This is a genomic window from Pseudomonas maumuensis (assembly GCF_019139675.1).
GTDB lineage: Bacteria > Pseudomonadota > Gammaproteobacteria > Pseudomonadales > Pseudomonadaceae > Aquipseudomonas > Aquipseudomonas maumuensis.
On record NZ_CP077077.1, the window covers coordinates 2,326,577 to 2,348,455 of the forward strand.

The window sequence follows — 21,879 nt, forward strand, 5'->3', positions numbered from 1 at the left end:
AAAACACGCAACGGCGAAGCGCGCGCAGACGCGCACGCGAATACCGGCCTGCGCCCGCCCACCGCGGGTTGCCAAGTGAAGCCTCAGGCCGGTCTCCGGGCTTGCGAGGGGCATGAAGCCTTCACCTTCCCATGCTTGCGCACAGTGGCCTGTCGAAGGGTTCGCTCGCTTACCGTTGCGGGGGCAGCGCCGGACTTGTCGTGGCAACGACTCACCGGCTTCCCGTTTCACCCTGCGCGCGGCGGCGCAGGGCACCTGAAACTGGCGCGCATCAGACCACCGAACGGGCAGGGCGTCAATCGTTCGAATGGGCGGGAGATCCGTGGCGCAATGGCGGTTTAGACGTGTTTGGCGATTTTTTTTCGAACTTTTGCGGCGGGCGTCGTCTCGAACCGCTCGTTCACCATTCATTCACGTCATGGAGACTGTTGCGAATGTCTACCCGTAACCTGCTGCGTCACGCCTGCCTGCTGGCCCTGGTTGGTGCTCCCCTGGCCGCCACGGCGGCACCGAGCACCGATCCGCTGTTCACCCTCGGTCTGCTGGGTTCCTACGACAAGTTCAAGTTCGAAGGCGGTAGCGAGTCGGACAAGGAACACATGGGCCAGGGTGGCGTGTTCGCTACCTTCGGCAACAAGATGACCGCCGAGTCCGGTTTCATCTACCAGATCGGTGCCGAGGCCAAGTACGGCAAGAAGAACGACAACAAGCTCAAGGAGGCCCAGGCCGACCTTGACCTGGGCTGGCGCGCCGCGCTGGACGCGCGCAACTTCGTTGACCTGAGCGTGGGCGGCGGCTACAGCTGGACCCGCTTCGAGCCCGAGATCAACGACCTCGACACGCGGCTGACCTACAAGTCGCCGTTCGCCAAGGCGGCGCTGGGCTACAACCATCAGTTCGATGCCTCGACCCTGCGCGTGGAGGTGGGCGCGCGCCACACCATCGACGGCCGTGCGCGGCTCAAGGTCGATGACTTTGGCAGTGACAGTGTCGACATGAAGGACCGCACAAACCCGTATGCGGAAGTCACGCTGCTGATGAACCAGCGGGGCGGCATGCCGGTGCAGGTGGGGGCGTACTACACCCGCACCGAGTACAAGCTGGACGAGGATACCCCGGTGGCGGACAACACCAAGCTCAAGCGCGATGAGTTCGGGGTGAAGGTGGGGTTGGCGTTCTGATCGGCTGAACCCGCGCCTGCGCTGTAGCAGGGCAACCCCCTCCAGCCGAGGGGCTTGCCCCGCAACGGCATTCAGCGCCCGCGTCGACGCGACACCCGCGCCTCGATGTTCTTGCGCCCGATCAACAGCGGCGGTTTCTCCACCACCGGCTCGTCGGCCAGCCACTTGTACATCACCAGGCAATCGACCAGGCCCAGCTCACCATGGCGGTAGGCCTTGGGCAGGCGTCCGACAGTCTCGAAGCCGAGCTTGTGCCACAGCGCCACGGCCACTTCGTTGGTCGCCACCACCGAATTGAACTGCAGGGCCAGGAAGCCTTCCTGGCGAGCGAGCTTCTGCGAATGCTCGCACATCAGCCTGGCCACGCCGCGGCCACGGGCGTTCTCGCACACCATGTAGCCGCAGTTGCCCACGTGCCCGCCAGGGCCGGCGGCGTTGGCCTTGAGGAAGTAGGAACCGAGTAGTTCGCCGTCTGCCTCGGCCACCAGGGTACGCAACGGGGTCTCCAGCCATAGCGTGCGAGCTTGGTCGCTGCTCAGGGTAGGGTCGAAGGCGTAGGTCTGGCGAGCCTGGACAATGGCCTGGAAGGTCGGCCAGAAGCGCTCGAAGTCTTCCGGGGTCATGGGGCGGATCTGGATCATGGCGGTTCCTGCGCGGGCTGAGCCGCCAAGTCTGGGTGCCTGGGCGTCGTCGCGCAAGGGCGGCGACGCCTTGGCCTGTCAGGCGCCGGACTTGCCCACCGCGTCCAGGGCCCGGGCCGAGTAGACCAGTGCCGCGCCGGCGTTCATCGCCACCGCCACGCCCAGGGCCTCGGCGATCTCCTCACGGGTCGCACCATGCTTGACCGCCTGCTGCGAATGCACGGCGATACAGCCGTCGCAGCGGGTGGTGACGGCCACGGCCAGGGAGATCAGCTCGCGGGTCTTGGCGTCCAGGTGGTTGGTCTTGGCCCCGGCGCCGCTGGCGGTCATGTAGCCGGCCACGGTATCGGGGGACAGTTGCTTGAGATCGCCGATGCCGGCCATCAACTGCTTACGGTAGGCGTCCCAGTCCATCATGCTCATCGTTTTCACCTTGTCAGGTTGGCAGCAGGAGCTTTCAGGCTAGTAGAAACCGAAGCGGTGCGCGGCGAAACCGCCGACTCTTGGCAGTCAGCGGGAGGTCAGACGTCGATACTGTCGATCAGGGTTGACGCTACCAAGGCAAATCGCCCGTCGGTCAGGTCGTATTTCTCTCTACCCACGGAAAAACGTAGCTGGAAAGAGACATCGACCCATTCACTTTCCGGTTGCCATTCGTCGAGGCTGATATCCAGCACTTGGGCTTCATACAGGTAGTTGCTGATGCATACATGCGCGCTGCTGACCTCGCCTTCCCGCGTGAAATGCAGGCGCACGCCGGGTGCGTTCAGTTCGGCGTCCAGGTCCAGCAATTGATAGCTTTCCAAAAGGAAGCCATCGTCCAACTCGGTGAACAGGGTGTTGTTGGCAACGAACGTTTCCAGCCTCGAGGGCAGGGGCGGATCGAGCCGTCCACTGACAAGGGCGAAAGCGAGATCGGGGACGATACGAATAGGCGCTTGCACGGTGAAGTCTCCTTTGCTCCTGGCGCGTGAAACCGTTTGGCTTCATGCGTGCGGCTCAGGCTAGAAGGGAGGAGCGCTCACCACAACTGGCAAAACTGCCAGTTGCAATGGAATGAGGGGGTGTGGGGGGCAGAAATAGAGCGGCCGGCATTTGAGCCGGCCGCCAGCAGTGCATGTGACGTGCGGTCAGATATAGATGAACACCAGCACCAGCGCCGCGACCACTGCCCACTTCTCCAGGTAGTAGCGGGTGCGGTTGCGCTTTTTCATGGCCTTGCCACGCTCGCGGATCTTGTAGATACGCGTGAACAGGCGGTTGATGCCGCCGGTCTTGTCATTGGCATCGTTGGGCGCGGCGGCGGCGGCCATGACGTTGCGGCTGAACCAGCGGTTGAACGCGGCTGCCCAGCGGTACTTGAGCGGGCGCTCGACGTCGCAGAACAGGATGATGCGGTTGTGCTCGGTGGTATTGGCGGCGTAGTGGATGTAGGTCTCGTCGAACACCACGCCCTCGCCGTCGCGCCAGGAGTACTTCTCGCCGTCCACGTCGATGTAGCAGCCATCGTCGTTGGGCGTGTCCAGGCCCAGGTGGTAGCGGTACGAGCCGGCGTAGGGGTCGCGGTGGCGCACCAGCTTGGCGCCCGGCGGCAGGGTGGCGAACATGGCTGCCTTGACCGTGCCGATGCCTTGCAGCAGCTCGGTGGTGCGCGGGCACAGGGTCATCGCCGAAGGGTGGCTCTCGCCGTACCACTTCAGGTAGAAGCGCTTCCAGCCGGTCTTGAAGAACGAGTTGAAGCCGACATCGTCGTAGTTATCGGACTTCTTGATCTCGCCGGCCTGCAGCAGTTGCTGGCCTTCCTTGCGGATCTCCTGCCAGTGGTCCTGCAGCACCTGCAGCTCGGGGAAGGCACTGACCGGCAGGTAAGGCTTGGCCGGGTGCTTGGAGAACAGGTAGAGGAAGGCGTTGACCGGGGCCAGGAAGCTGGAGTGGTCGCCTAGCTGGCGGGTCAGCTTGTGACGCACCCGACCGCGCAGGTGAACATAGGCGATCGAGAGGACGAAGATCAGTACGAGTGCAATTTTCATGGACGTTTACTTGTCGAAAAATGGCCATGCGCCATGGCGTAAGCCAGCCAGCATAAACAATCATGGCGTGGGTTTGTACTTATTGTTACGACAAAACCGCCCGACTTAGGTGGCATGGCCTACAGCTTGCGCAAACGATTCATGTGCATGAGCGGGTATTTTTCGACGGCCCGGCGTTTACACTCGGGTGGCCGCCCATCCAGCAAGGAACTCCCGATGATCCAGGACGCACGCCCCAGCGGGGCTCCCTTCAAGCGGTTGTTTTTCGCCCTGTCGCTGGGCGACGAACAGCGCCGTGGCATCAGCCAGTGGCGGTGTGGTTTGGGCCTGCGCAGCGGCAAGCCGGTGCCGAGCGAAAACTTCCATGTCACCTTGCTGTTCCTGGGCGATGTCGATGTCGCCCAGGTGCCGGCGGTGTGCGCCGCGATGGACGCGTTGCGGCTGCCTGAGGCCAACCTGCGCCTGGTCCTCGACCAATTGCAGGTGTGGCCGCGGGCTTCGGCGCTGGTGCTGACGCCCGCGCAGGCACCGCTGGCCCTGCGCCAGTTGGTGTACGGCCTGCAGCAGGCGCTGTTGCCGCTGGGCATCGAGCCGTCGGTGCGTGAATACCGGCCACACCTGACCCTGTCCCGGGATTTTCGCGAGCCGTTGCCGGAGGTGGGCGAGGCGCCGGCGTTCCACCTCGTGGCCCGTCACTTCACCCTGTACGAGTCACGCAAGGGCCGCTACTGGCCCTTGGCCGAGTGGTCCCTGGCGCAGTGAAAGTGGCGGTCGATGCCCAGGCCGTCGAGGAAGTCCTGATCGTGGGAAATCACCAGCAGCGCGTTGGGGTAGTCCACCAGCACCTCCAGCAGGTGGGTACGCATGCGCAGGTCGAGGTTGTTGGTCGGCTCGTCGAGGATCAGTAGCTGCGGCGGCCGGGCGGCGATGCAGGCCAGGGACAGGCGCGCCTTCTCGCCGCCGGACAGCCCCGCCACCGGCGCTTGCACCGCATCGGCCTGGCGGAACAGGAAGTCCGCAAGGTGCGCGCGCAACTGTTCCAGCGGCCAATCCGGCACTTGTCGCGCCAGGGCTTCTTGCACATTGGCATCGGCGGGCAGGGTGTCGTAGTGCTGGTCGATGTAGCCGATCTGTTCGGGCGCCGGCAGCAGCCAGTCGCCTCGACGCCAGACCCGCGGGTCGCCGAGGATCGCCCGCGCCAGGGTGGATTTGCCGCTGCCGTTGTTGCCGGTCAGGGCCAGGCGCTCGCCGCCATCCAACTGCAGGTCGATGCCGCTGAGCACCGGCAGGTCGGCGTAGCCGACGCTGCCACCACGAACCTGGATCAGCACCCGTGACGACTGGTTGGTCGCGGGCAGGTGAAAGCGTGGCACGATCACCGGTTCCGGGCGCAGCTCGGCGAGCTGATCGCCGAGCTCGCGCTGTTGCTGCAGGATCTGCGCCTGCTTGCGCCCGGCGGTGGTGTTGCCGCGGCCCAGCTTGGTCGGCGAGCGCACGGTCGCCCACTTGCTGTTCTGGATCGCCTTGACCCCACGCTTGCGGGCGCTGGCGGCGCGGGCCTGTTCCTGCATCAGCGAGTCGTGGGCGTCGTCGCGGGCGCGGCGCACCTCGGCGATGCGCTTGTCGAGCACGCCGCGTTGCAGGTCGCGCTCGGCCATGTAGTCGGCGTAGCTGCCGTGGAACACGTCCAGGCGCCCGTGGTGCAAGTGCCAGAGGGTGTCGCAGGTCTGGTTCATCAGCGCCACATCGTGGGTCACCAACACCAGCGTGCCGTGGAAATGTTCGAGCATGCGCGACAGCGAACGACGGTTGGCGGCGTCCAGGTGATTGGTCGGTTCGTCCAGCAGCAGCAGGTCGGGGCCCAGGGCCAGGGCCTGGCTCAAGGCCTGGTTGACGCGCTGGCCGCCGCTGAGCGGCGACTCACCGTCCAGTACCTGGGCGACATGGCCGACCCGCAGGCCGCCGTGGCGTTCGAGGTGCCCCTCGCTGGGCGTTAGGCTGCCCTGCAGCAGGCGCAGCAGTGACGACTTACCGCTGCCGTTGTCGCCAATGATGGCGATGCGTTGCCCCCACTCGATGCGCGCGTCGAGTTCGCTGAAACATTGTTTGCGGCCATGGTTCAAGCCCACGCCAGACAGTTCGATCATTGCCATTGGATGGCGGCCCTCCTGGCCGGGCCGGCCAGCGTCGTGGCCAGGGCATCGAGCAGGATGCGCCGGATGGCCGCGGCGTGAGGCCGGATGAAGAAGTGGTCGCCGGCGAAACCGTGGTAATTGCAGCCGGCGCTGGTCTCGTCGGCCCAGGCGCCGAGGTCGGCGGAGGCGACATGTGGATCGTCGTGGCCGGCCAGCACATGGATCGGCACCGGCAGCGCCGGGCGCTGTCGGTAATGGTAGTCGCCCACCAGGCGGAAGTCGGCGCGCAGCGTCGGCAGTACCAGGCCGAGCAGGTCCGGATTGGCCAGCACGCCAGGGGGCGTGCCATTGTAGCCGCGCAATTGCTCCAGCAGCTGTACGTCGTCGAGCCGGTGCAGCGGTGGCTCGAGGCGGCACACCGAGGGCGCGGCGCAACCCGAGGCGAACAGCCGCAGCGGCAAGGCCAGGCTCTGCTCGCGCAGGGCGTGGCTCAGTTCGAAGGCCAGCAGCGCGCCGAGGCTGTGGCCGAAGAAGGCACAGGGTAGCCCGTCGTCGCTGGCGCGCAGCATCTGCAGCAGTTCGGCGACCAGGCGTGGCAGGTCGTCGCGGGGCGTCTCGGCCATGCGCGAGCCGCGCCCAGGCAGCTGTACCGCGCACAGCTCCACGTGCGGGCCCAGGTGCGGGTGCCAGGGCAAGTAGTCGGCGGCGCTGCCGCCGGCGTGGCTGAAGCAGAACAGGCGCAGGCGCGGCGCGCTGACGGTACGGCGTATGAACCAGGTATCGCGAGGGGGCATCGGCTCATCCTTGGCGAAGCGGCAGGGGCGGATCCTGGCACAGCAACGCCAGGGGCAGATTGATCGACGGCAACGCCGGCCGGAAACGGTGGCGCGTGGTCTTGTAGGGCAGTACCCGGCCGGCGGCGAGGGTGCCGTACAGCAGCGCCAGGTCGAAGGCCTGGCCATCGGCCCAGGCGCTCACGCTGACCCGGCTGTCGGTGTAGTCCAGCAATACGCAGGGAATGCGCCGCAGGCCCAGCAGGCGTGCGGCGAACAGGCGATGGTTGCCGTCCATCACCAGGCCGCTGCCGCGTTCGATGGGCAGCGCGGTGCGCCACAGCTGTTGGCTGAGGATATCCCGCGCCAGGGCGCGCGCATGGTCCTCGTCGACCGCTTCGCTGGCACGCAGGGTGTCGATGGCGGTCAGTTCGATGTCATAGCGGTGGGCCATGGTTCACCTCGCCAGGCGCAGCTCCAGCAGGGTCATGCCGTTGTCCAGCCGACAAGCTTCGGCAAGGCCCAGCCCGGCCTCGGCGGCAAGGGTCAGATAGTGCGCCTGGCTGCGCTCGCGACCCGCGCCGATGAGCAGGTTGTGCAGGTCGAGCCAGCGTGCCGGGTCGAAGCCAGGCTCGGGCGCAAGCATCAGCTCGACCAGCAGCAGACGGCTGTCCGCGCCCATGGCCGCGGCGCAGCGCTCGAGCAGGGCGCTGGCGTGGGCGTCGTCCAGGCGATGCAGTTGGTGGGTCAGCAGGTAAACGTCGGCGGCGTTCGGCAGCGCTTGGCTGGGATCCTCGATACGCACCAGGTGCTTGCAATGGGTCAGGTCGAAGGCCGCCTGGATCGCCTGGTCCTGGGCCTGGGCGTCGGCGGCCAGGTAGTCGGCATGCAGCCCCGGGCGGTCGGCGCAGTGCTGCAGGTAGCGATAGTAGGGCAGGCCGTGGCGCTGTTCGAACACCGGCCAGCCGAGGCGCACGGCCTGATACAGGTCGCCCCAGCTGGCGTAATGCTCGGCGCCATAGAGGCTGGCCGCCAGGTAGTGCGATTGCGGATGGTCGCGCCGCAGCAGCGGCGAGGCGCCGGCATGCATGAAGCCGTCCTCGTGCTCGGCGAACAGGCCAATACCGCACAGCGCTCGCAGCAGGCGCTGCAAACCGTCGACCGGGCAGCCGCAGAGGCGGGCCAGTGCCTCGATGGCTACCGGCCGTTGGTCGATATGCTCGGCCACGCCCAGGCGCGCGACGACATGAATGGCTTGGGAAATCTGGAAGCCGAAGATCCACAGGCGCAACTGACGGGCATCGGACATGGTCGCGGGCTCCTTACTCTGGGACAGGTTGGCGTGAGGGGGCGCCGACCAGGGGCGCGGTGCGCTGGTGGAAGCGGCCGAGCATCAGCAGCGCGCCCAGGCCGAAGGCCACCAGCAGCCCGCCGTTGATACCCCACAGGCCCAGGCCGCCGGGGAACGCCAGCAGGTAGCACAACGGCATGCCGAGCGCCCACAGCAGCCCCATGTTCAGCCACATCGGGCCCCAGATATCGGGCAGCCCGCGCAACGCCGCGAGCATCAGGTTGCGCAGGGCGTCGAGGGCCTGGCTGCAGGCGAGCACCGCCAGCATGCCGGAGGCCAGCGTTGCCAGCGTCGGATAGTCGGCGCGCGTCGGATCGAGGTAGGCGTCGATGATCGGCCCTGGCAGCAGCAGGTAGACCAGGGCGAGCACGGCCATCACCGTACCGACCAGAAGCATCGCCGCCAGGCCGATGCGACGCACCGCCTGGCCGTCGCCACGGCCCATGGCCCGGCTGATCAGCAAGGTGCAGGCCTGGCCGGCGCCCATCGGGATCATCAGCGCCACGCTGGCGCACTGGATGACGATCTGCTGTACGCTCAGCGCGCCGACGCCCAGCCAGCCGACCATGATATTGACCAGGCTGAACGCCAGCAGCTCGCTGGCGAACTGTACGGTGATCGGCACACCCAGGACGAAGAACGCCTTGAGGCGATCCGGCGCCCACAGCCGCTCGCGAGTGAACAGCCGGTAGCGGCGCATGGCCGGAGCCAGGCCCAGGTAGCCCAGGGTCAACGCCAGGACCACCCAGTTCAGCGCCGACACTGCGTAGGCCCAGCCGGCCATGCCCAGCGCGGGCAAGCCCCAGGCGCCATGCAGCAGACCGTGGCCGAGCAGCAGCACGCCGCCCAGGTTGATGGCGCTGAACAGCATCACCAGGCGGCCTTTGCCGACGGGGAAGAACAGCTGGTGGCAGCAGGCTGTACACATGAACGGCAACATGCCCCAGGCCATGCCGCGCCAGTAGCCGGCAGTCAATGCCTGCAGGGCTTGAGGTTCGCCCAGCAGCGGCATCAGCGTCGGTAGGGTCAGCAGCGCGAGGGTGGCGAGCATGCCGATGGCCACGCTCATGAACAGGCCCTGGCGCAAGTCGATGCCCACCCCCGTGGCATCGGCCTGGCCCAGGCGGCGGGCAATGCAGATGCCAGTGGCCAGCAGTGGCGACAGGGCGATGACCTGGATGCTGGTGCACAGCACCGTGACCAAGGCCCCGGCGGCCAGCTCGGCGGGGCCCAGGCGAGCGATCAGCAGCATGCCGACGACATTCACGGCGATATGCAGCACGCGCACGCCGAGGATCGGCGTGGCCAGCTTGATGATTTCGCGGCACCAGGTGCCGAGGGTCGTTTCAGTCATGGTGGGTCCGTGGAGCAGGTGAGTCGCGTCGACGAGCAAGGCTAGGACGGCAGGCGGCCTGGCGACAGATGCAATTCCTCATGGTTGCGCCTTGTCGCCGGGAACATGCACGCGAACCAGAGTGAGGCCGTGGCGTTCATGCACGCTGACTTCATGGCCGAGAATCGCGCACAGGCGCAGGACGATGGCCAGGCCCAGGCCGACCCCATCTTGCTGGCAAGGGCCGTGCGCCGCAGCCTGGTAATAGGGGCTGAAAATCCGCTGGCGGTCCTTTTTGGCGATGCCGGGGCCGTCGTTCCACACCTCCAGCGCCACGCCACGGCAGGTGCGTCTGGCTGCTACCAGCACCCGGCCCCGGGCGAACTTGCAGGCATTGGCCAGCAGGTTCTCCATCACCCGTGCCAGACGGTTGTGGTCGCTGTGCAGGCTCAGGGCGCTGGCGCGCACGCGCAGGTCGAGGCCACGTTGCAGGGCGACATCCTCGAAGCCCAGTTCCAGCTCCTGCAGCAGCGATTGCACCTGCAGTGCCTGGCAACAGGGCGGCGCGGCGTCGCCGCGCAGGCGCGCCAGGTCGAGGAAATCGCGCACGTAGGCCTGCAGGTTGAGGACCACGTACAAGGTCTTGCCCAGTAGCACGCGGCGTTCGTGGGCATCGCATTGCTGCACGGTGTGCAGCAGCAGCTGCATGGCGTGCAGGCGCTGGCGAAAGTCGTGGGAGGCCTCCTGGAAAAAGCGGCAGTCACGGTCGACCTGGCACGCCAGCTCGCGGCGCTGGCGCGACAGCTCTTGGTTGTGGCCGCGCAACTGGGCAAGGCTGTGCTCGATGTCGGCGAACAGCTCCCGGGCCCGAGTGCGCAAGGCCACCAACACCGCCACGCAGGTCAGCAGCAGCGCCAGCAAGGCTTGTCGGCCCAGGCTCTGGTACGGCGCCAGCACCGGCGCCAGGGCACTACCGAGCACCAGGGTCATGTCGCTGTCGGGTACACGGCGGAACGTCAGCAGATAGCTGTCGCCGTGGGCGTCCTCGCTGATGCTGCTGGTCACCGGCACATGCTGGCTGCGACCGAACGCCGAGCTGGCCACCAGCGTCTCGGCGGAGGGTGATGGCGTGCGTACGGTGGCGTAGGCGACGTGTCCCTCGGCGTCGAACAGGTACAACTGGCGATGGGCGCGCAGGGAAGGCGCCAGGTGGGTGTCCAGGTAATGTGCGAGGGCATCGCCGCCGAGGTGCCGTGGCAGGTTCGCGACCATCTCACAGGCAAGGATCTGCTGGGCCCCGCGCAGGTTGTCCAGCAACCCCGCCTCGAAGCGTTGCAGGACGACACCGCCGAGCAACGCGAAGAGCAGCGCCAGGCCCAGCGTCACCATGACGACGGCGCGCCAGGAGCGACGCCGGGCCTTGGCCAGTGGCGGGGCGAGAAGCTCAGTGCCAGGCGGCGGATGTGGCGTAGTCATGCAGATACCCAAGGTCCATCGCGCGGGACACCGCGTGGGTGCGGTTGGTCACGCCCAGCACACGCATCAGGCCGGTGACATGGTTGTTCACCGTGCCCAGGCTCAGGCCCAGTTCGGTGGCGACTTCCTTGGAGGCCAGGCCACGGTGCAGCAACTGCAGAATCTCCTGCTGTCGGCGGGTCAGGCGCACCGCGTTGGCGGGGGCGTGGTCGTCGCTGATCGGAAAAGTCCTGTGCCCTTGCAGGATCTGCCGCATGGCGGTGGTGAAGTCCTCCAGGTTGGCGGCCTTGACCACATAGCCAAGCAGCCCCATGGCCTGGGCCTGTTGGCTCCAGTCCTGATTGTGGCTGGCCGTCACCACCGCGCATTTTTGCGCCACGCCCAAGCGATGAAAAGTTCTCACCAAGGACAGCCCACAGGCGTGCGGCACATTGATATCAAGTAATATCCGGTACCAGTCATGTTGATCTTTGAAAGTTTCGATGGCGCTGGGCGCACTGTCGCAAATGAATACATTCAGCGAGCTGTCCATCTTCAATAAGAGTGTTCGGGTGGCGTCGGCCACCAAGGGATGATCTTCCACGAGCAATATTCTTTTTACTGTCTGAAAGTGCATCGTTGCAATCCTCGTCACCGTCACGGGGTGAACCTAAGGCGATGGCGGCCTGTGCCGGCGAGGCCGGCGCAGGCTCTGGTATGCCTGGGCATGTGGCTACGCTCGGCGAGCGGGCGGCGCGTAACCTAAAGGGGGAGTGCCTGTTGGGCTGGGAGAAGGGAGGCTGGGCAATGAATCAAGTCGCTTGCGGATCATGGTGATTCTTCCTTGATATTGAAAAATCATACCCTGGAACCAGGCTAGAGGTTGATACCTAGTTCGGACAGGCGGCGCTGGCAAAGAGAAAGTATAGAGAGGTTATGACCCTGCTTCATCAGCAAAGTTTGCGGTGTAAATAAATTTCTGAAGTTTCTTGTAGAAGTGGAATTTATTAAACAGGTAGTTTAACGAGCGTTCGCCCCCCGGCATGGCCGGGGGCGAAGGGGCTGGTTCACGCCACCCAGCTGCCATTGACAAAGCCGCGATAGTCGGCAGGCACGAACCACAGGAACAAAATGCCCAGGCGGCCCTGTTCGAGTTTGTCGCGCCAGTGGGGCATCTGTGGGTCGATCAACTGACCGTCGCCGGGCAGCAGGCGCGCCTGGTGAACTTGGCGCGGGGTTTCCACGCAGATCGGCCAGGCCAGTTGGCGGTCATGCTCCGGGCGGGCTTCGATGGGCAGCGACATGACCCAGGCGAACGCCCGTACATCGTCCTGATGGCGTGGCAGGGTGGCGCCGTCCTGGTAGATGGTCAGGGCGTTGTGGCCTGGCTTGACCGGCCTGGACAAAAACTGGTTGAGCAACGTGCAGACCATGCCATGCAAATAGAAGGTGAACGCGTCACGGTGGCACCAGAAGCGTTGCTCGGTCTTGCCGTTGACCCGGTCCAGCAGCAGGAAGCGCCCTTCCATCATGAAGCGTAGGTAGCGGCGGGCGATCGCCAGCTCCAGGGGCGGCAGCACCTGCTCGAAGGTCACGCAACCATCCTCGGCCATGCGCGCGCTCAAGGTGCGCAGGTGCCGTTGCCAGGCTTCGCGGCGCACGGCCAGGGTGGTCGGATCGTGCAGGATGCCGGCTTGCAGGAACAGCGTACGGGTGACCGGGTCGAGAGTCGCCGGCGTCAAGCGGCCCTCGCGCAGCGCGGCCAGGGCCTGGCGCTGTTGCGCGGTCAGCCAGCGCATGGCGACGATGCCCTTGACCGGGTCTTCCAGCCACAGGGTCGGCGCGCAGGATTGCGCCCAGTCGGGGTCGACCACCTGGCGGCGCAGGGCGTCGGGTATCTGTTCGAAGCGCTCGTACAGGCCCGGCACCAGTGTCAGGCCATGACCGCCGAGGTCGCTGTCCTGCAGCGTCGGGCGATAGTAGTCCGGCAGTTCGTCGAACAGGGCCTGGTCGAGCTGGCAGCGTTCGGCAAGGAAGCGCTCGCGCCGCGGCAGGCGCTCGATCGCCGTGACCAGGCCGTGCTTGTCCAGCCGCCGCCTTACCCGGCCTGGCAACGCACGGTAGCCGGGCTCGTCCAGGCCGCTGGCGGCGATGCGCAAGGCGTGTTCGGCATAGCGTGGCGACCAGGCGGGGAGGATCACCCGCTCTTCGAGGAACTGCCCGGGACGCTGGGTGTAGAACGCCATGAACACCAGCGAGGTGACATGATAGTCGCGCCCGCGGAACGGCACGCGGCGCAGGCGCCCGCTGTCGAGCACGCGCCACAGACGGCGGGCCTGGCCACGCCAGCCGAGGCGGTCGAGCGGGGCGAGGAAGCCGTAGTCGATCAGCTGTTCGAACAGGTGCTCCGGGTAGTCTCGCACGGCCTCGCCGTCGACCTGGCCGCGGGCCAGGCGCACCAGCAACTCGCACATGCGCGGCTGCTCGAGGACGGCGAACGACACGTAGCGCGAGCGGGTGGCGTGGGTGCTGTAGTTGCGAAACCCGACGATGACCTTGCACAGGTCGTTGACCGCCCACTGCGGGCGGATCTCAATGGCTTGCATGGTGGTTCCTCCTTTTCAGGCCGGCCGCTTCAGCCAGCAGACGCGCGCCTCCCAGCGCATGACGAATCAGGTGTACCCGCCACTTCCAGCGGCGCTGCCGGCGCACTCCGGCGCACAGGTGGCGTTCGGCGCCATCGAGCAGGTCGCCGATCAGCGCGTCATGCACCCAGCGCACCAGCAGGTGCCACATCAGCCGGTGATACCGGCTCAGACGCAGGCAGGTGAAATGGCTCAGGCAGGTGCGTCCGTCCTCCAGGGCCTGGATGCGAAAGCCATGCACCCCCCGGTAGCCCCGGGGAGCGATGAAGCGGAACAGCGCTTGCTCGCCCGGCACGTAGCGCTCCAGGCGATAGCGGGTCGCGCCGTGGCCGCCGATGCAGCCCTCGCCCATGGGGCCTGAGCAGAGGTCGCGCGGCCAGGCGGCGTGCGGCCACAGCGGCGAATCCGGGGCGTAGAAACCGGCCAGCAGCGCGCCGACGGCTGCCGGATCACTGCGTAACGCGCGCTGATGCAGGCTGACCACGTTGGCCCGCTCCCGCCGTGCCAGGGCCTTGAATTCGGCGCGCGTCATGGCGCCGCACCGTCGTGCAGCAGGCGTTCGGCCTGGCGTTGCACTGCACGCTCGCCGACCAGTTGCGTGGCCTGTTCCAGCACCTGGCGCCAGTCTTGCCCGACAGTGCCCTGGGCCAGGCGCCGGGGCAACTGCTCCAGCCACTGCAGAGTCAGACAACGCAACTCGCGGGCGATGATGGCGAAGGCGATGAAGCCGCCCTGGACCCGATCGGCATGCCGGGCGCCGCTGGCCACCGCGCGGATCGAGGTGTGCTGGGCCTCCTTGCGTACCTGCAAACGCACCGGGCGGCGTACCGCGTGCCCGGCGACGGTCACCTCGTAGTCGCCGTCGGCGACATGGCCGCCACCGCTGTGCGCCGCGCCGGGCAGCCAGTACACGGCGACCTGGCGCGGGTTGAAGAAGGCGATCTCGCGGCCGCGGTACTGGACGAAGTCGGCGCAGATGAACTGGGTCAGCAGGAAACCGCGCTGGCTCGGGTGCGGCGTGACCGTGGGCAGGGCGCCGGGGTCGCAGCGGTACATGCGCTCGAACAGCAGGTACAAGGGGTCGGCGCGCCAGCTCAGCCAGCGGTAGCGCACCTGGCGCAGGTGGTGTCGGGTCATTTCGAACATGTCGGCTCCTGGTCCTTTAGCAACTGCTCCAGATGGCGGATGGTGGGTTGGCGGTAGAACGCCTGCAGACGCACTTTGCGACCGTGCGCCTGCTCGACGGCGGCGAGCATCTCGATGACCTTCAGGGACTGGCCGCCGAGTGCGAAAAAGTCATGGTCGATACCGAAGCCGTCGGCGCCCAGCAGGCGTTGCCACAACACCTGCAACTGCTGTTGCAGCGGGGTGCTGGCCAGGCTCGCCGGGGCGTCGTGAGGCAAGGCCTGGTGTTGCAGGCGGTGCAGGTCGGGCTTGCCGTTTTCGGTCAGGGGCAGCCTGGCGATGATCAGCAACTCGTCGGGCAGCATGTAGGCGGGCAGGCACTCGGCCAGGTGCTGGCGCAGCGCCGCCGGGTCGCAGAGGGGCGCGGGCGGCGCAGGCTCGCGCAAGCCGCTGTGGCCGACCCAGATCGAGGGGTCGTGGTAACAGGCGCGATCATTGGCCAGATCGACCTCCACTGCCTGTAGCGCCTCGTCGACCTGACATGGGCCGGCGTGCTCGAACTGCGCGCCGGTCCATTCCCGCCATTGCGCCAGGCTGCCCTCGATGCGCTGCGACTCCAGCGCCACCCCCAGTTCGCGAGCGCCCAGGCGCAGGTGGACGCGTAGCCAGAAGTCCAGGGGCTCACCACGCTCGTCGCGGCTCTCGGCCCATTGCTGCACGGGCATCCCCGCAGGCATCCCCACTGGTCGCACCGGGCCAAGGAAGTGCTCAAGCCCATGGCGCCTGGCCAGGGCCCGGAAGCCCTTGGCCAGGGTGCTGGCCAGGCCTTGGCCCTGGCAGTGTTCGGCGACGATGCCGGCCAACCCGACCACGGTGTTCGGCGCGATGCCCGCCTGATGCTGACGCAGGGCCAGCTGCAGGGCCGCATCCCAGCCGGCGGGCACGCTCTGGCGCTGGCCGTCCCAGTACAACGGGACGCCGTTGGCCACGCAGGCAACCTGGTCGGTATCGTCTACCAGGCAGAACTGGTAGTGCGGGAACAGGCTGTACAGCGATTGCCAGTGCTGCGTCAGCACCTGGCTGCCAGCGAAGTAGCGCGGCCAGGTGCCCTGATGGATGAGGTTCATGTGTACCCGCAGTTCCGGGCGTTGAGCCACGCTGAATTGCCGCAGCACCTGGCCGCGGGCTTCGATGCGCGCCACCTGGCGCTCGCGTAGCTCGACGAAGGCGCGCAACCGGCCAGCGTCTTCCTCTTGCCAGGTAACGACGGCGCGGGCCACGTCGGGGTGGCTGGCCAGCGCCGATTCGATATCGCCCAGCTCGACGCGATTGCCACGTACCTTCACCTGATGGTCGAGGCGGCCGATGTAATGCACCTGGCCCTCGGCGTCGAAGCGCGCGAGATCGCCGGTGCGGTACAGCCGCAAGGGCGCCTCGCCCGGCAGCAGGGCCTTGTCGAAGAAGGCCTGGCGGGTCTGCTCCGGCGCCTGCCAGTAGCCAGGGCTGAGGCCGGCGGAGGCCAGGCACAGCTGGCCGGGCACACCGATCGGCAGGGGCTGGTCGTGACGGTCGAGGATGAACGCCTGCACATGCGGCAGCGGGCGGCCGATGGGCACGCGTTCGTCGGCGCAAGGTTGCGCGCAGTCGTGCCAGAGGGCATCGACGGTGGCTTCGGTAGGGCCGTAATGATTGGCCAGGCGGCAGTCGAAGGTGGCCAGGGTGCGCTCGGCCAGCGAGCGGTGCAGGGCCGCCGCGCCACAGATGATCAGGCGCAGCGCCGGCAACCGGCAACCCGCGCGCCGCGCCGCCTCGACCAATGCCTCGAGCATCGCCGGCACGATCTGCAGCACGGCGATGCGTTGCCTCTCCAGCACCTGCAACAGGTGCTCGGCGGTACGCGCCAGCCCGGGCGGCCAGGGCACCACTTCGGCGCCCGCGCACAGCGGCCAGAGCATGTCCAGCAGCGACGCGTCGAAGGTCGTCGCGGTCCAGAACAGCATCCGCTCGCCAGGCTGCAGCGCATACCTGGCTTGGGTCGCCTCGATCAGCGCCAGCAACCCGGCGTGATGCACGGGGATGCCCTTCGGTTGGCCGGTGGTGCCAGAGGTGAACAGCAAGTAGGCCAGTTGCCCGGCGTTGGCCTGGCTGGCCAGGCGTGGCTGCCCCGTTGGCTGGCGCGCGAGGCGCTCGATGAACAGGGTCGGTACGCCCAGGGCGAGGGCTTGTTCGCCCTGAGCCTCACGGCTGACCAAGGCCGCCAGCCCTGCCTGGTCGGCTACCGCGCGCAGGCGATTGAGTGGCCAGTCCGGGTGCAGCGGTACGTACAGGGCACCGAGCCTGAGTACCGCCAGTAGGGCGATGACCGCCTCGGCGCCGCCGTCGAGCAGCACGCCCACCGCCTGGCCGGCGCCTAGGCCGCTGGCGACCAGTTGGCGCGCCAGGCCGTCGACCTCAGCGGCCACGGCCGCCTGGTCAAGGCTAGCGTGGGCGCTGGCCAGGGCTGCGGCGCCGGGCGCTTGGCGCCAGCGCATCTCGATCAGCTCGAGCACGGTGCCGACCACGGGGGCGCCGCTCGGTGCAGGTGGGTTGAAGTCCTGCAGCACCTGTCGGGCGGCCTCGGCAGACAGCAACGGGTAGTTCGGCAAAGGCTGGTGTGGGTCGTCGATCGTGGCCTGGAACAGCGTCTGCAGGCTGTCCAGCAAACGCTCGACGGTGTCGCCGTCGAACAGGTCGCTGTTGTAGGTGCAGAAGAGCTTCACGTCGCTGCCTACCGGATCGAGGCCGATGGCCAGGTCGAAGCGGGCGCCGTGGTTTTCGGCGGCGAACACTTCCTTCGGATAGAGCTGGCCCTGGCCGAGGTCGACGCTGACGAAGTCCGACTTGTCGTTCTGCACCCCGGCCATCACCGAGAACAGCTTCGGCCGCGACAGATCCTTGTGGTGGTCGAGGGCTTCGATCACGTTGACGCAGGGGTAACGGTAGTGTTCGAACGCCTCCATCACGGTGCTGGCGACCTGTTCCAACAAGGTGGCGAAGGTCATGCCGGGGACGATGCGGGTGCGGATCGGCATGGGTACGGCATAGCAGCCCAGGCTGTCCTGGTCCTGGGGCGAGCGCCCGGCTATCGGACAACCGAGCACCAGGTCGTCTTGCCCGCAGATCCGATGCAGGTATAGGTCCAGCACGCTCAGCAGGAACATGAACGGGGTGCTGTTGCGGCTGGCGCAGAAGCGTCCCAGGTCGCGCGCCAGGCCCCGCGGCAGCCAGGTCTTGACGGTGTTGCCGTTGTAGGTCTGGACTGCCGGTCGCGGTCGATCGGTAGGCAGCTCCAGCGGCGCCGGCAGGTCGGCGAACTGGCGCAGCCAGTATTGCCGGTGTACCTCGAGTTCGCCGCTGTGCAGGGCATCGTTGCAGCGTCTGGCGTAGTCGAGGAAGCTGCCGCGCAGCGGCGCCAGCTGCGCCTGCCGGCCCTGGCAGGCGGCGCCGTAAAGCGTGGCGAATTCGCGGATCAGGTTCAGCGTGCTGGTCTCGTCCCAGATGATGTGGTGGACGGTGAAGATCAGCTGGAACTCGTCGCCTGGGTAGGCCACCAGGTGCAGGCGATAGAGCACCTCGTTGGCGAAGTCGAACGGGGCCAGGGCGTACTCCCGGGCCAGTCGCTGCTGTTCGGCCAGCACCTGCTCCGCAGGCAGGCTGGTGCGTTCGATGAATAGCCGCGCCGGGTCGAGTACCTGGGGTTCGCCCAGGTACTGGCAGGGCCGGCCGTCGGCGTAGCCCAGGCGCAGGCGGAACACGTCGTGACGCGCGAGCAACTGCTGCCAGGCGGCGAGAAACGCGGCGCGGTCGACCCGGTCGAGGAAGAAGTGGTTGAAGCTGACGTTGTAGACCGCGCTTTCCGGTGCCAGCTGGTAGGCGAACCACTCGGGGATCTGGCTTGGGGCCAGGGCTTGCGGGGTCATGCGCTTTCCTCCAGCGCCTGGGCGCAGTAGTCATGCAGTTCGGCGATGCTCGGATGGCTGAACAGGTGGCGTATCTCCAGCCCTTGGCCAAGCACTTCGCGACAGCGGCTGGTCAGCTCCACGGCCAGCAGCGAATGGCCGCCAAGCAGGAAGAAGCTGTCGTCGATACCCACGCGCTCAAGCCCCAGCAACTCGGCCCAGATCGCCGCCAGGCGTGCCTCGCGCTGATCGCGCGGGGCGCGGTAGGGCACCTCGCCGGTCGGCGCGAAGCTGGCCAGCGGCGGCAGCGCGGCGCGGTCGATCTTGCCGTTGGGCAACAGGGCGAAGGCATCCAGCAGGCAGATCGCGGCGGGCACCATGTAGTCGGGCAGGTGCTGGCGGCAGAAGGCCCGCAGGCTTTGCGCCGAAGGCGCCGGGCGTTGTGGCGCGATCACGTAGGCGACCAGTTGCTGCTGGCCGTTGCCGTCGCTGGCGCCGATGACCAGGCTCTGCTCGACCGCCGGATGCCGGCGGAGCACCGCCTCGACCTCGCCTGCCTCGATGCGGCAGCCGCGGATCTTCAGCTGGAAATCGCAGCGGCCGAGCATGTGCAACTGGCCGGTGGCGTCCCAGCGGCCAAGGTCGCCGGTCTTGTACAGGCGAGCAGCGGGCTGGCTGTCGAACGGGTCGTCGATGAACCGCTCGGCGCTGCGTCCGGGGTCAGCGAAGTAACCTTGGCCGACGCACAGGCCACCGATATGGATTTCGCCGGTGACCCCGCACGGCACCCGTCGCAGGTGGGCGTCGAGCACGTACAGGCGAGCGTTGCCGATGGGGCGGCCGATCGGCTGGTACGGCACGGTGGCGGCTGGCGCGGCGTACAGGCACAGGTGGGTGACGTCGTCGGAGCACTCGCTGGGGCCGTAGGCGTTCATCAGCGCGGTATCCGGGCATTGCTCGAACCAGCGCCGCGCCAGGGCGGTGGCCAGCGGCTCGCCGTTGCTGATCATCCAGCGCAGCCGGGGTAGTGCGTGGGGTCGACGCTGGTGTTCGTCGAGCAGCAGCTCCAGGTGCGAAGGCACCGTCTCGACCACGCTGACCTGGCAGCGCTCCAGCTGCTCCCACAACGCCTGTGGCTCCCACGCCTGCAGGCCGGTAAGCACGCGGGTGCGCGCGCCCGGCAGGAGCGCGACGAGGAACTGCCACACCGCCACGTCGAAGGTCTGCACGGCGATCTGGGCCACGCAGTCGTCGCCGCGCAGCTTCAGGTCGTGGGCCTTGGCCAGCAGGTGGTTGACCATCCCCAGGTGGCTGACCATGGCCGCCTTGGGCTCGCCGGTGGAACCGGAGGTGAAGATCATGTAGGCCGTGTCGCCCAGCCCGCTGGCGGGAGCGTAGGGCCAGTCGGTGGGCTGGCGTTCGAGGCTGGCCGGCTCCAGGCACAGGGCCGGGCAGGGCGCTTGCAGGTATTCCAGCGCCGGTGCGCATGCCGGGTCGCAGAGAATCAGCGCCGGTGCGCTGCGCTGCAGCATGCGCCCGTTGCGCTCGGCACCCTGGTCCGGATCGAAGGGAACGAACGGCGCGCCCAGCTTGAACAGCGCCAGCATGGCCGCCAGGTAGTGGCAGCCACGGCTCATGAACAGCGCCACCCGCTCGCCCTTGGCCACGCCCTGGCGGCGCACGGCATGGGCGATGCGGTTGGCCAGGCGATCCAGCTCCAGGTAGCTCAGGCGCTGGTCGAGGTGTTCGATGGCGATGGCGTCGGGCTGGACCGCCACCCAGTCGGCCAGCCAGGTGAGCAGGTGGCGATCGGGCAAGGGGTCATGCTCGGCGCAGCCCCAGCGGCGCAGGCAGGTCTTTTCGTCGTCGTCGAGCATCTCCAGGTCGGCCAGGCGCGCCTGCGGCGTGGCCATGGCCGAGACCAGCAGGGTACGCAGGTGACCGACCATGCGCTGGGCGAAGGCATCGTCGAACAGGGCCGCGTTGTATTCGATCTGGCCGGTGATCGCGCCAGGGCTGTCCTCCAGCGCCAGGGTCAGGTCGAACTTGGTGAAGCTACTGGCGCGTGGCAACGGCTCGACGCTGGCGCTGCCGAGGGCGAAGCGCCGGGCCAGGGCCTGCTGGAGGACGAATTCGACCTGGAACAACGGTGCGTGGCTGCTGCTGCGCGGCGGTTGCACGGCCTCCACCACGCGGTCGAACGGCACGTCCTGGTGGGCATAGGCGGCCAGAGCCTGCTGCTTGACCTGGCGCAGGAAGGCCTCGAAGGTCAGTTCGGCGCGCGGCTGGTTGCGCATTACCAGGGTGTTGACGAAGAACCCCACCAGCGCCTCGGTCTCTTGCGGGAAGCGGTTGGCCACCGGCGAGCCGACCAGGATGTCCTCGCTGGCGCTGTAGCGTGCCAGCAGGATGTTGAACACTGCCAGCAACAACATGTAGGGCGTCACCCCCTGGGCCCGGGCGAACTGACGCAGTTGCGTGCTCAGCTCGGCGGGCAGGGCCAGGCGCAGGGTCTTGCCGCTGTAGCACTGCTGTGCCGGGCGCGGATGGTCCAGGGGCAGGGCCAGTAGCGCCGGGGCGTCGGCCAGCCGCTCGCGCCAGAACGCCAGCTGGTGCTCGACCCGGCTGCCGTCCAGCCATTCGCGCTGCCAGTGGGCGTAGTCGGCGTACTGCACGGCCAGCGCCGGCAGCGCTGCCGGCAGGCCCTGGCTCAGGGCCTCGTAGGCCTGGCCGATCTCGCGCAGCATCACCCCGATCGACCAGCCGTCGCAGGCGAGGTGGTGTACGGTCAGTGACAGCAGGTGATGGCGGCTGTCCAGGCGCAGTAGGTGGGTGCGCAGCAGCGGCGCCTGGCCCAGGTCGATCGGCGCGTCGGCCTCGCCGCGCAACCAATCTAGCGCCTGCTGCTCGTCGGCCATTTCGAGGATCGGCAATTCCAGGCGCGCCAGGGGTTCGCAGCGCGCCTGCGGCTGGCCGTCGCGGTCCTCGATCAGTGTGCGTAGCACGGCGTGTCGTTGCACGTGCAGCTCGATCGCCTGGCGCAGCGCTTCGACATCGATGGCGCCGCGCACCCGCAAGGCGCACGGCATGTTGTACAGGCCGCCGACCGACTCCAGGCGCTGGTGCAGCCAGAGCCGTTGCTGGGCGGCCGACAGGCACGGCGGCGCCGCGTTGGCCTGCAGCCCGCCCGGGCCGCGTCGACGACGTTGCGCCAGGTTTGGCGCGGGCTCGGCGCGGTGCTGTGGATCCTGCTCTGATGGGTTCATCGTCAC

Annotated in this window: 18 protein-coding genes and 1 riboswitch; of the genes, 2 read left to right on the forward strand and 16 right to left on the reverse strand. The window is 67.5% G+C overall.

Features of this window, described 5'->3' with window-relative positions; all coding sequences use genetic code 11:
- Window positions 1–69 precede the first annotated feature (69 nt).
- Window positions 70–274, reverse strand: a riboswitch (cobalamin riboswitch).
- 160 nt (window positions 275–434) lie between these two features.
- Entirely contained in the window at window positions 435–1,181 is a 747-nt protein-coding gene (locus tag KSS90_RS10715; protein ID WP_217869349.1) for an outer membrane beta-barrel protein, read from the forward strand.
- Between the two features lie 71 nt (window positions 1,182–1,252).
- Here the strand turns inward: KSS90_RS10715 and KSS90_RS10720 are convergent, their stop codons facing one another.
- The 4 genes from KSS90_RS10720 to lpxO all read right to left on the reverse strand — a co-directional run bounded on the left by KSS90_RS10720 (window position 1,253) and on the right by lpxO (window position 3,852).
- Window positions 1,253–1,822 (reverse strand): GNAT family N-acetyltransferase, encoded by a 570-nt coding sequence (locus KSS90_RS10720; RefSeq protein ID WP_217869350.1) that lies wholly within the window; start codon window positions 1,820–1,822, stop codon window positions 1,253–1,255.
- Between the two features lie 78 nt (window positions 1,823–1,900).
- On the reverse strand, window positions 1,901–2,245 hold the full coding sequence (locus KSS90_RS10725) for a carboxymuconolactone decarboxylase family protein (protein ID WP_217869351.1): 345 nt from the start codon (window positions 2,243–2,245) through the stop codon (window positions 1,901–1,903).
- Window positions 2,246–2,343: 98 nt separating this feature from the next.
- Complete coding sequence (locus KSS90_RS10730) at window positions 2,344–2,766, reverse strand: hypothetical protein (RefSeq protein ID WP_217869352.1); 423 nt, start codon at window positions 2,764–2,766, stop codon at window positions 2,344–2,346.
- Window positions 2,767–2,952: 186 nt separating this feature from the next.
- The gene (gene lpxO, locus KSS90_RS10735; RefSeq protein WP_023632669.1) at window positions 2,953–3,852 is read right to left on the reverse strand and encodes a lipid A hydroxylase LpxO; all 900 of its coding nucleotides are present in this window, start codon (window positions 3,850–3,852) and stop codon (window positions 2,953–2,955) included.
- Window positions 3,853–4,068: 216 nt separating this feature from the next.
- Between lpxO and thpR the strand changes: the two genes are divergently transcribed.
- On the forward strand, window positions 4,069–4,614 hold the full coding sequence (gene thpR, locus KSS90_RS10740) for an RNA 2',3'-cyclic phosphodiesterase (protein ID WP_217869353.1): 546 nt from the start codon (window positions 4,069–4,071) through the stop codon (window positions 4,612–4,614).
- Here the strand turns inward: thpR and KSS90_RS10745 are convergent.
- The 12 genes from KSS90_RS10745 to KSS90_RS10800 form a co-directional block, all read right to left on the reverse strand.
- Window positions 4,578–6,005, reverse strand: coding sequence for an ATP-binding cassette domain-containing protein (locus tag KSS90_RS10745; protein WP_217869354.1), 1,428 nt, complete (start codon window positions 6,003–6,005; stop codon window positions 4,578–4,580). The genes thpR and KSS90_RS10745 overlap by 37 nt on opposite strands.
- Window positions 5,996–6,781, reverse strand: a complete 786-nt coding sequence (locus KSS90_RS10750; RefSeq protein WP_217869355.1) for a thioesterase II family protein — start codon at window positions 6,779–6,781, stop codon at window positions 5,996–5,998. The genes KSS90_RS10745 and KSS90_RS10750 overlap by 10 nt, the downstream gene beginning before the upstream one ends.
- A 4-nt stretch (window positions 6,782–6,785) precedes the next feature.
- A complete protein-coding gene (locus KSS90_RS10755) occupies window positions 6,786–7,214 on the reverse strand; it encodes a ParB N-terminal domain-containing protein (protein WP_217869356.1) in 429 nt (142 codons plus the stop codon).
- A 3-nt stretch (window positions 7,215–7,217) separates the two neighbouring features.
- On the reverse strand, window positions 7,218–8,069 hold the full coding sequence (locus tag KSS90_RS10760; RefSeq protein ID WP_217869357.1) for a methyltransferase: 852 nt from the start codon (window positions 8,067–8,069) through the stop codon (window positions 7,218–7,220).
- Between the two features lie 13 nt (window positions 8,070–8,082).
- Window positions 8,083–9,465 carry an MATE family efflux transporter gene (locus tag KSS90_RS10765; RefSeq protein ID WP_217869358.1) on the reverse strand — a complete coding sequence of 461 codons (1,383 nt, stop codon included), beginning with the start codon at window positions 9,463–9,465 and terminating at the stop codon, window positions 8,083–8,085.
- Window positions 9,466–9,543: 78 nt separating this feature from the next.
- On the reverse strand, window positions 9,544–10,920 hold the full coding sequence (locus tag KSS90_RS10770) for a sensor histidine kinase (protein WP_217869359.1): 1,377 nt from the start codon (window positions 10,918–10,920) through the stop codon (window positions 9,544–9,546).
- A complete protein-coding gene (locus KSS90_RS10775) occupies window positions 10,889–11,536 on the reverse strand; it encodes a response regulator transcription factor (protein WP_225933178.1) in 648 nt (215 codons plus the stop codon). Before KSS90_RS10775 ends, KSS90_RS10770 begins: the two co-directional genes overlap by 32 nt.
- Before the next feature lie 430 nt (window positions 11,537–11,966).
- The gene (locus tag KSS90_RS10780) at window positions 11,967–13,505 is read right to left on the reverse strand and encodes a hypothetical protein (RefSeq protein WP_217869361.1); all 1,539 of its coding nucleotides are present in this window, start codon (window positions 13,503–13,505) and stop codon (window positions 11,967–11,969) included.
- Entirely contained in the window at window positions 13,492–14,076 is a 585-nt protein-coding gene (locus KSS90_RS10785) for an SRPBCC family protein (protein WP_217869362.1), read from the reverse strand. The genes KSS90_RS10780 and KSS90_RS10785 overlap by 14 nt, the downstream gene beginning before the upstream one ends.
- Entirely contained in the window at window positions 14,073–14,690 is a 618-nt protein-coding gene (locus KSS90_RS10790) for a hypothetical protein (RefSeq protein WP_217869363.1), read from the reverse strand. The genes KSS90_RS10785 and KSS90_RS10790 overlap by 4 nt, the downstream gene beginning before the upstream one ends.
- The gene (locus KSS90_RS10795) at window positions 14,678–18,628 is read right to left on the reverse strand and encodes a non-ribosomal peptide synthetase (protein ID WP_217869364.1); all 3,951 of its coding nucleotides are present in this window, start codon (window positions 18,626–18,628) and stop codon (window positions 14,678–14,680) included. The genes KSS90_RS10790 and KSS90_RS10795 overlap by 13 nt, the downstream gene beginning before the upstream one ends.
- On the reverse strand, window positions 18,625–21,873 hold the full coding sequence (locus KSS90_RS10800) for a non-ribosomal peptide synthetase (protein ID WP_217869365.1): 3,249 nt from the start codon (window positions 21,871–21,873) through the stop codon (window positions 18,625–18,627). Before KSS90_RS10800 ends, KSS90_RS10795 begins: the two co-directional genes overlap by 4 nt.
- Window positions 21,874–21,879 lie beyond the last annotated feature (6 nt).

Coding starts and splice junctions, on each gene's coding strand:
- KSS90_RS10760 (WP_217869357.1), bottom strand. CDS start 8,069: ATGTCCGATGCCCGTCAGTTGCGCCTGTGGATCTTCGGCTTCCAGATT.
- KSS90_RS10765 (WP_217869358.1), bottom strand. CDS start 9,465: ATGACTGAAACGACCCTCGGCACCTGGTGCCGCGAAATCATCAAGCTG.
- KSS90_RS10725 (WP_217869351.1), bottom strand. CDS start 2,245: ATGAGCATGATGGACTGGGACGCCTACCGTAAGCAGTTGATGGCCGGC.
- KSS90_RS10715 (WP_217869349.1), top strand. CDS start 435: ATGTCTACCCGTAACCTGCTGCGTCACGCCTGCCTGCTGGCCCTGGTT.
- KSS90_RS10745 (WP_217869354.1), bottom strand. CDS start 6,005: ATGGCAATGATCGAACTGTCTGGCGTGGGCTTGAACCATGGCCGCAAA.
- KSS90_RS10780 (WP_217869361.1), bottom strand. CDS start 13,505: ATGCAAGCCATTGAGATCCGCCCGCAGTGGGCGGTCAACGACCTGTGC.
- KSS90_RS10755 (WP_217869356.1), bottom strand. CDS start 7,214: ATGGCCCACCGCTATGACATCGAACTGACCGCCATCGACACCCTGCGT.
- KSS90_RS10770 (WP_217869359.1), bottom strand. CDS start 10,920: ATGACTACGCCACATCCGCCGCCTGGCACTGAGCTTCTCGCCCCGCCA.
- thpR (WP_217869353.1), top strand. CDS start 4,069: ATGATCCAGGACGCACGCCCCAGCGGGGCTCCCTTCAAGCGGTTGTTT.
- KSS90_RS10790 (WP_217869363.1), bottom strand. CDS start 14,690: ATGTTCGAAATGACCCGACACCACCTGCGCCAGGTGCGCTACCGCTGG.
- KSS90_RS10800 (WP_217869365.1), bottom strand. CDS start 21,873: ATGAACCCATCAGAGCAGGATCCACAGCACCGCGCCGAGCCCGCGCCA.
- KSS90_RS10785 (WP_217869362.1), bottom strand. CDS start 14,076: ATGACGCGCGCCGAATTCAAGGCCCTGGCACGGCGGGAGCGGGCCAAC.
- lpxO (WP_023632669.1), bottom strand. CDS start 3,852: ATGAAAATTGCACTCGTACTGATCTTCGTCCTCTCGATCGCCTATGTT.
- KSS90_RS10775 (WP_225933178.1), bottom strand. CDS start 11,536: ATGCACTTTCAGACAGTAAAAAGAATATTGCTCGTGGAAGATCATCCC.
- KSS90_RS10795 (WP_217869364.1), bottom strand. CDS start 18,628: ATGACCCCGCAAGCCCTGGCCCCAAGCCAGATCCCCGAGTGGTTCGCC.
- KSS90_RS10750 (WP_217869355.1), bottom strand. CDS start 6,781: ATGCCCCCTCGCGATACCTGGTTCATACGCCGTACCGTCAGCGCGCCG.
- KSS90_RS10720 (WP_217869350.1), bottom strand. CDS start 1,822: ATGATCCAGATCCGCCCCATGACCCCGGAAGACTTCGAGCGCTTCTGG.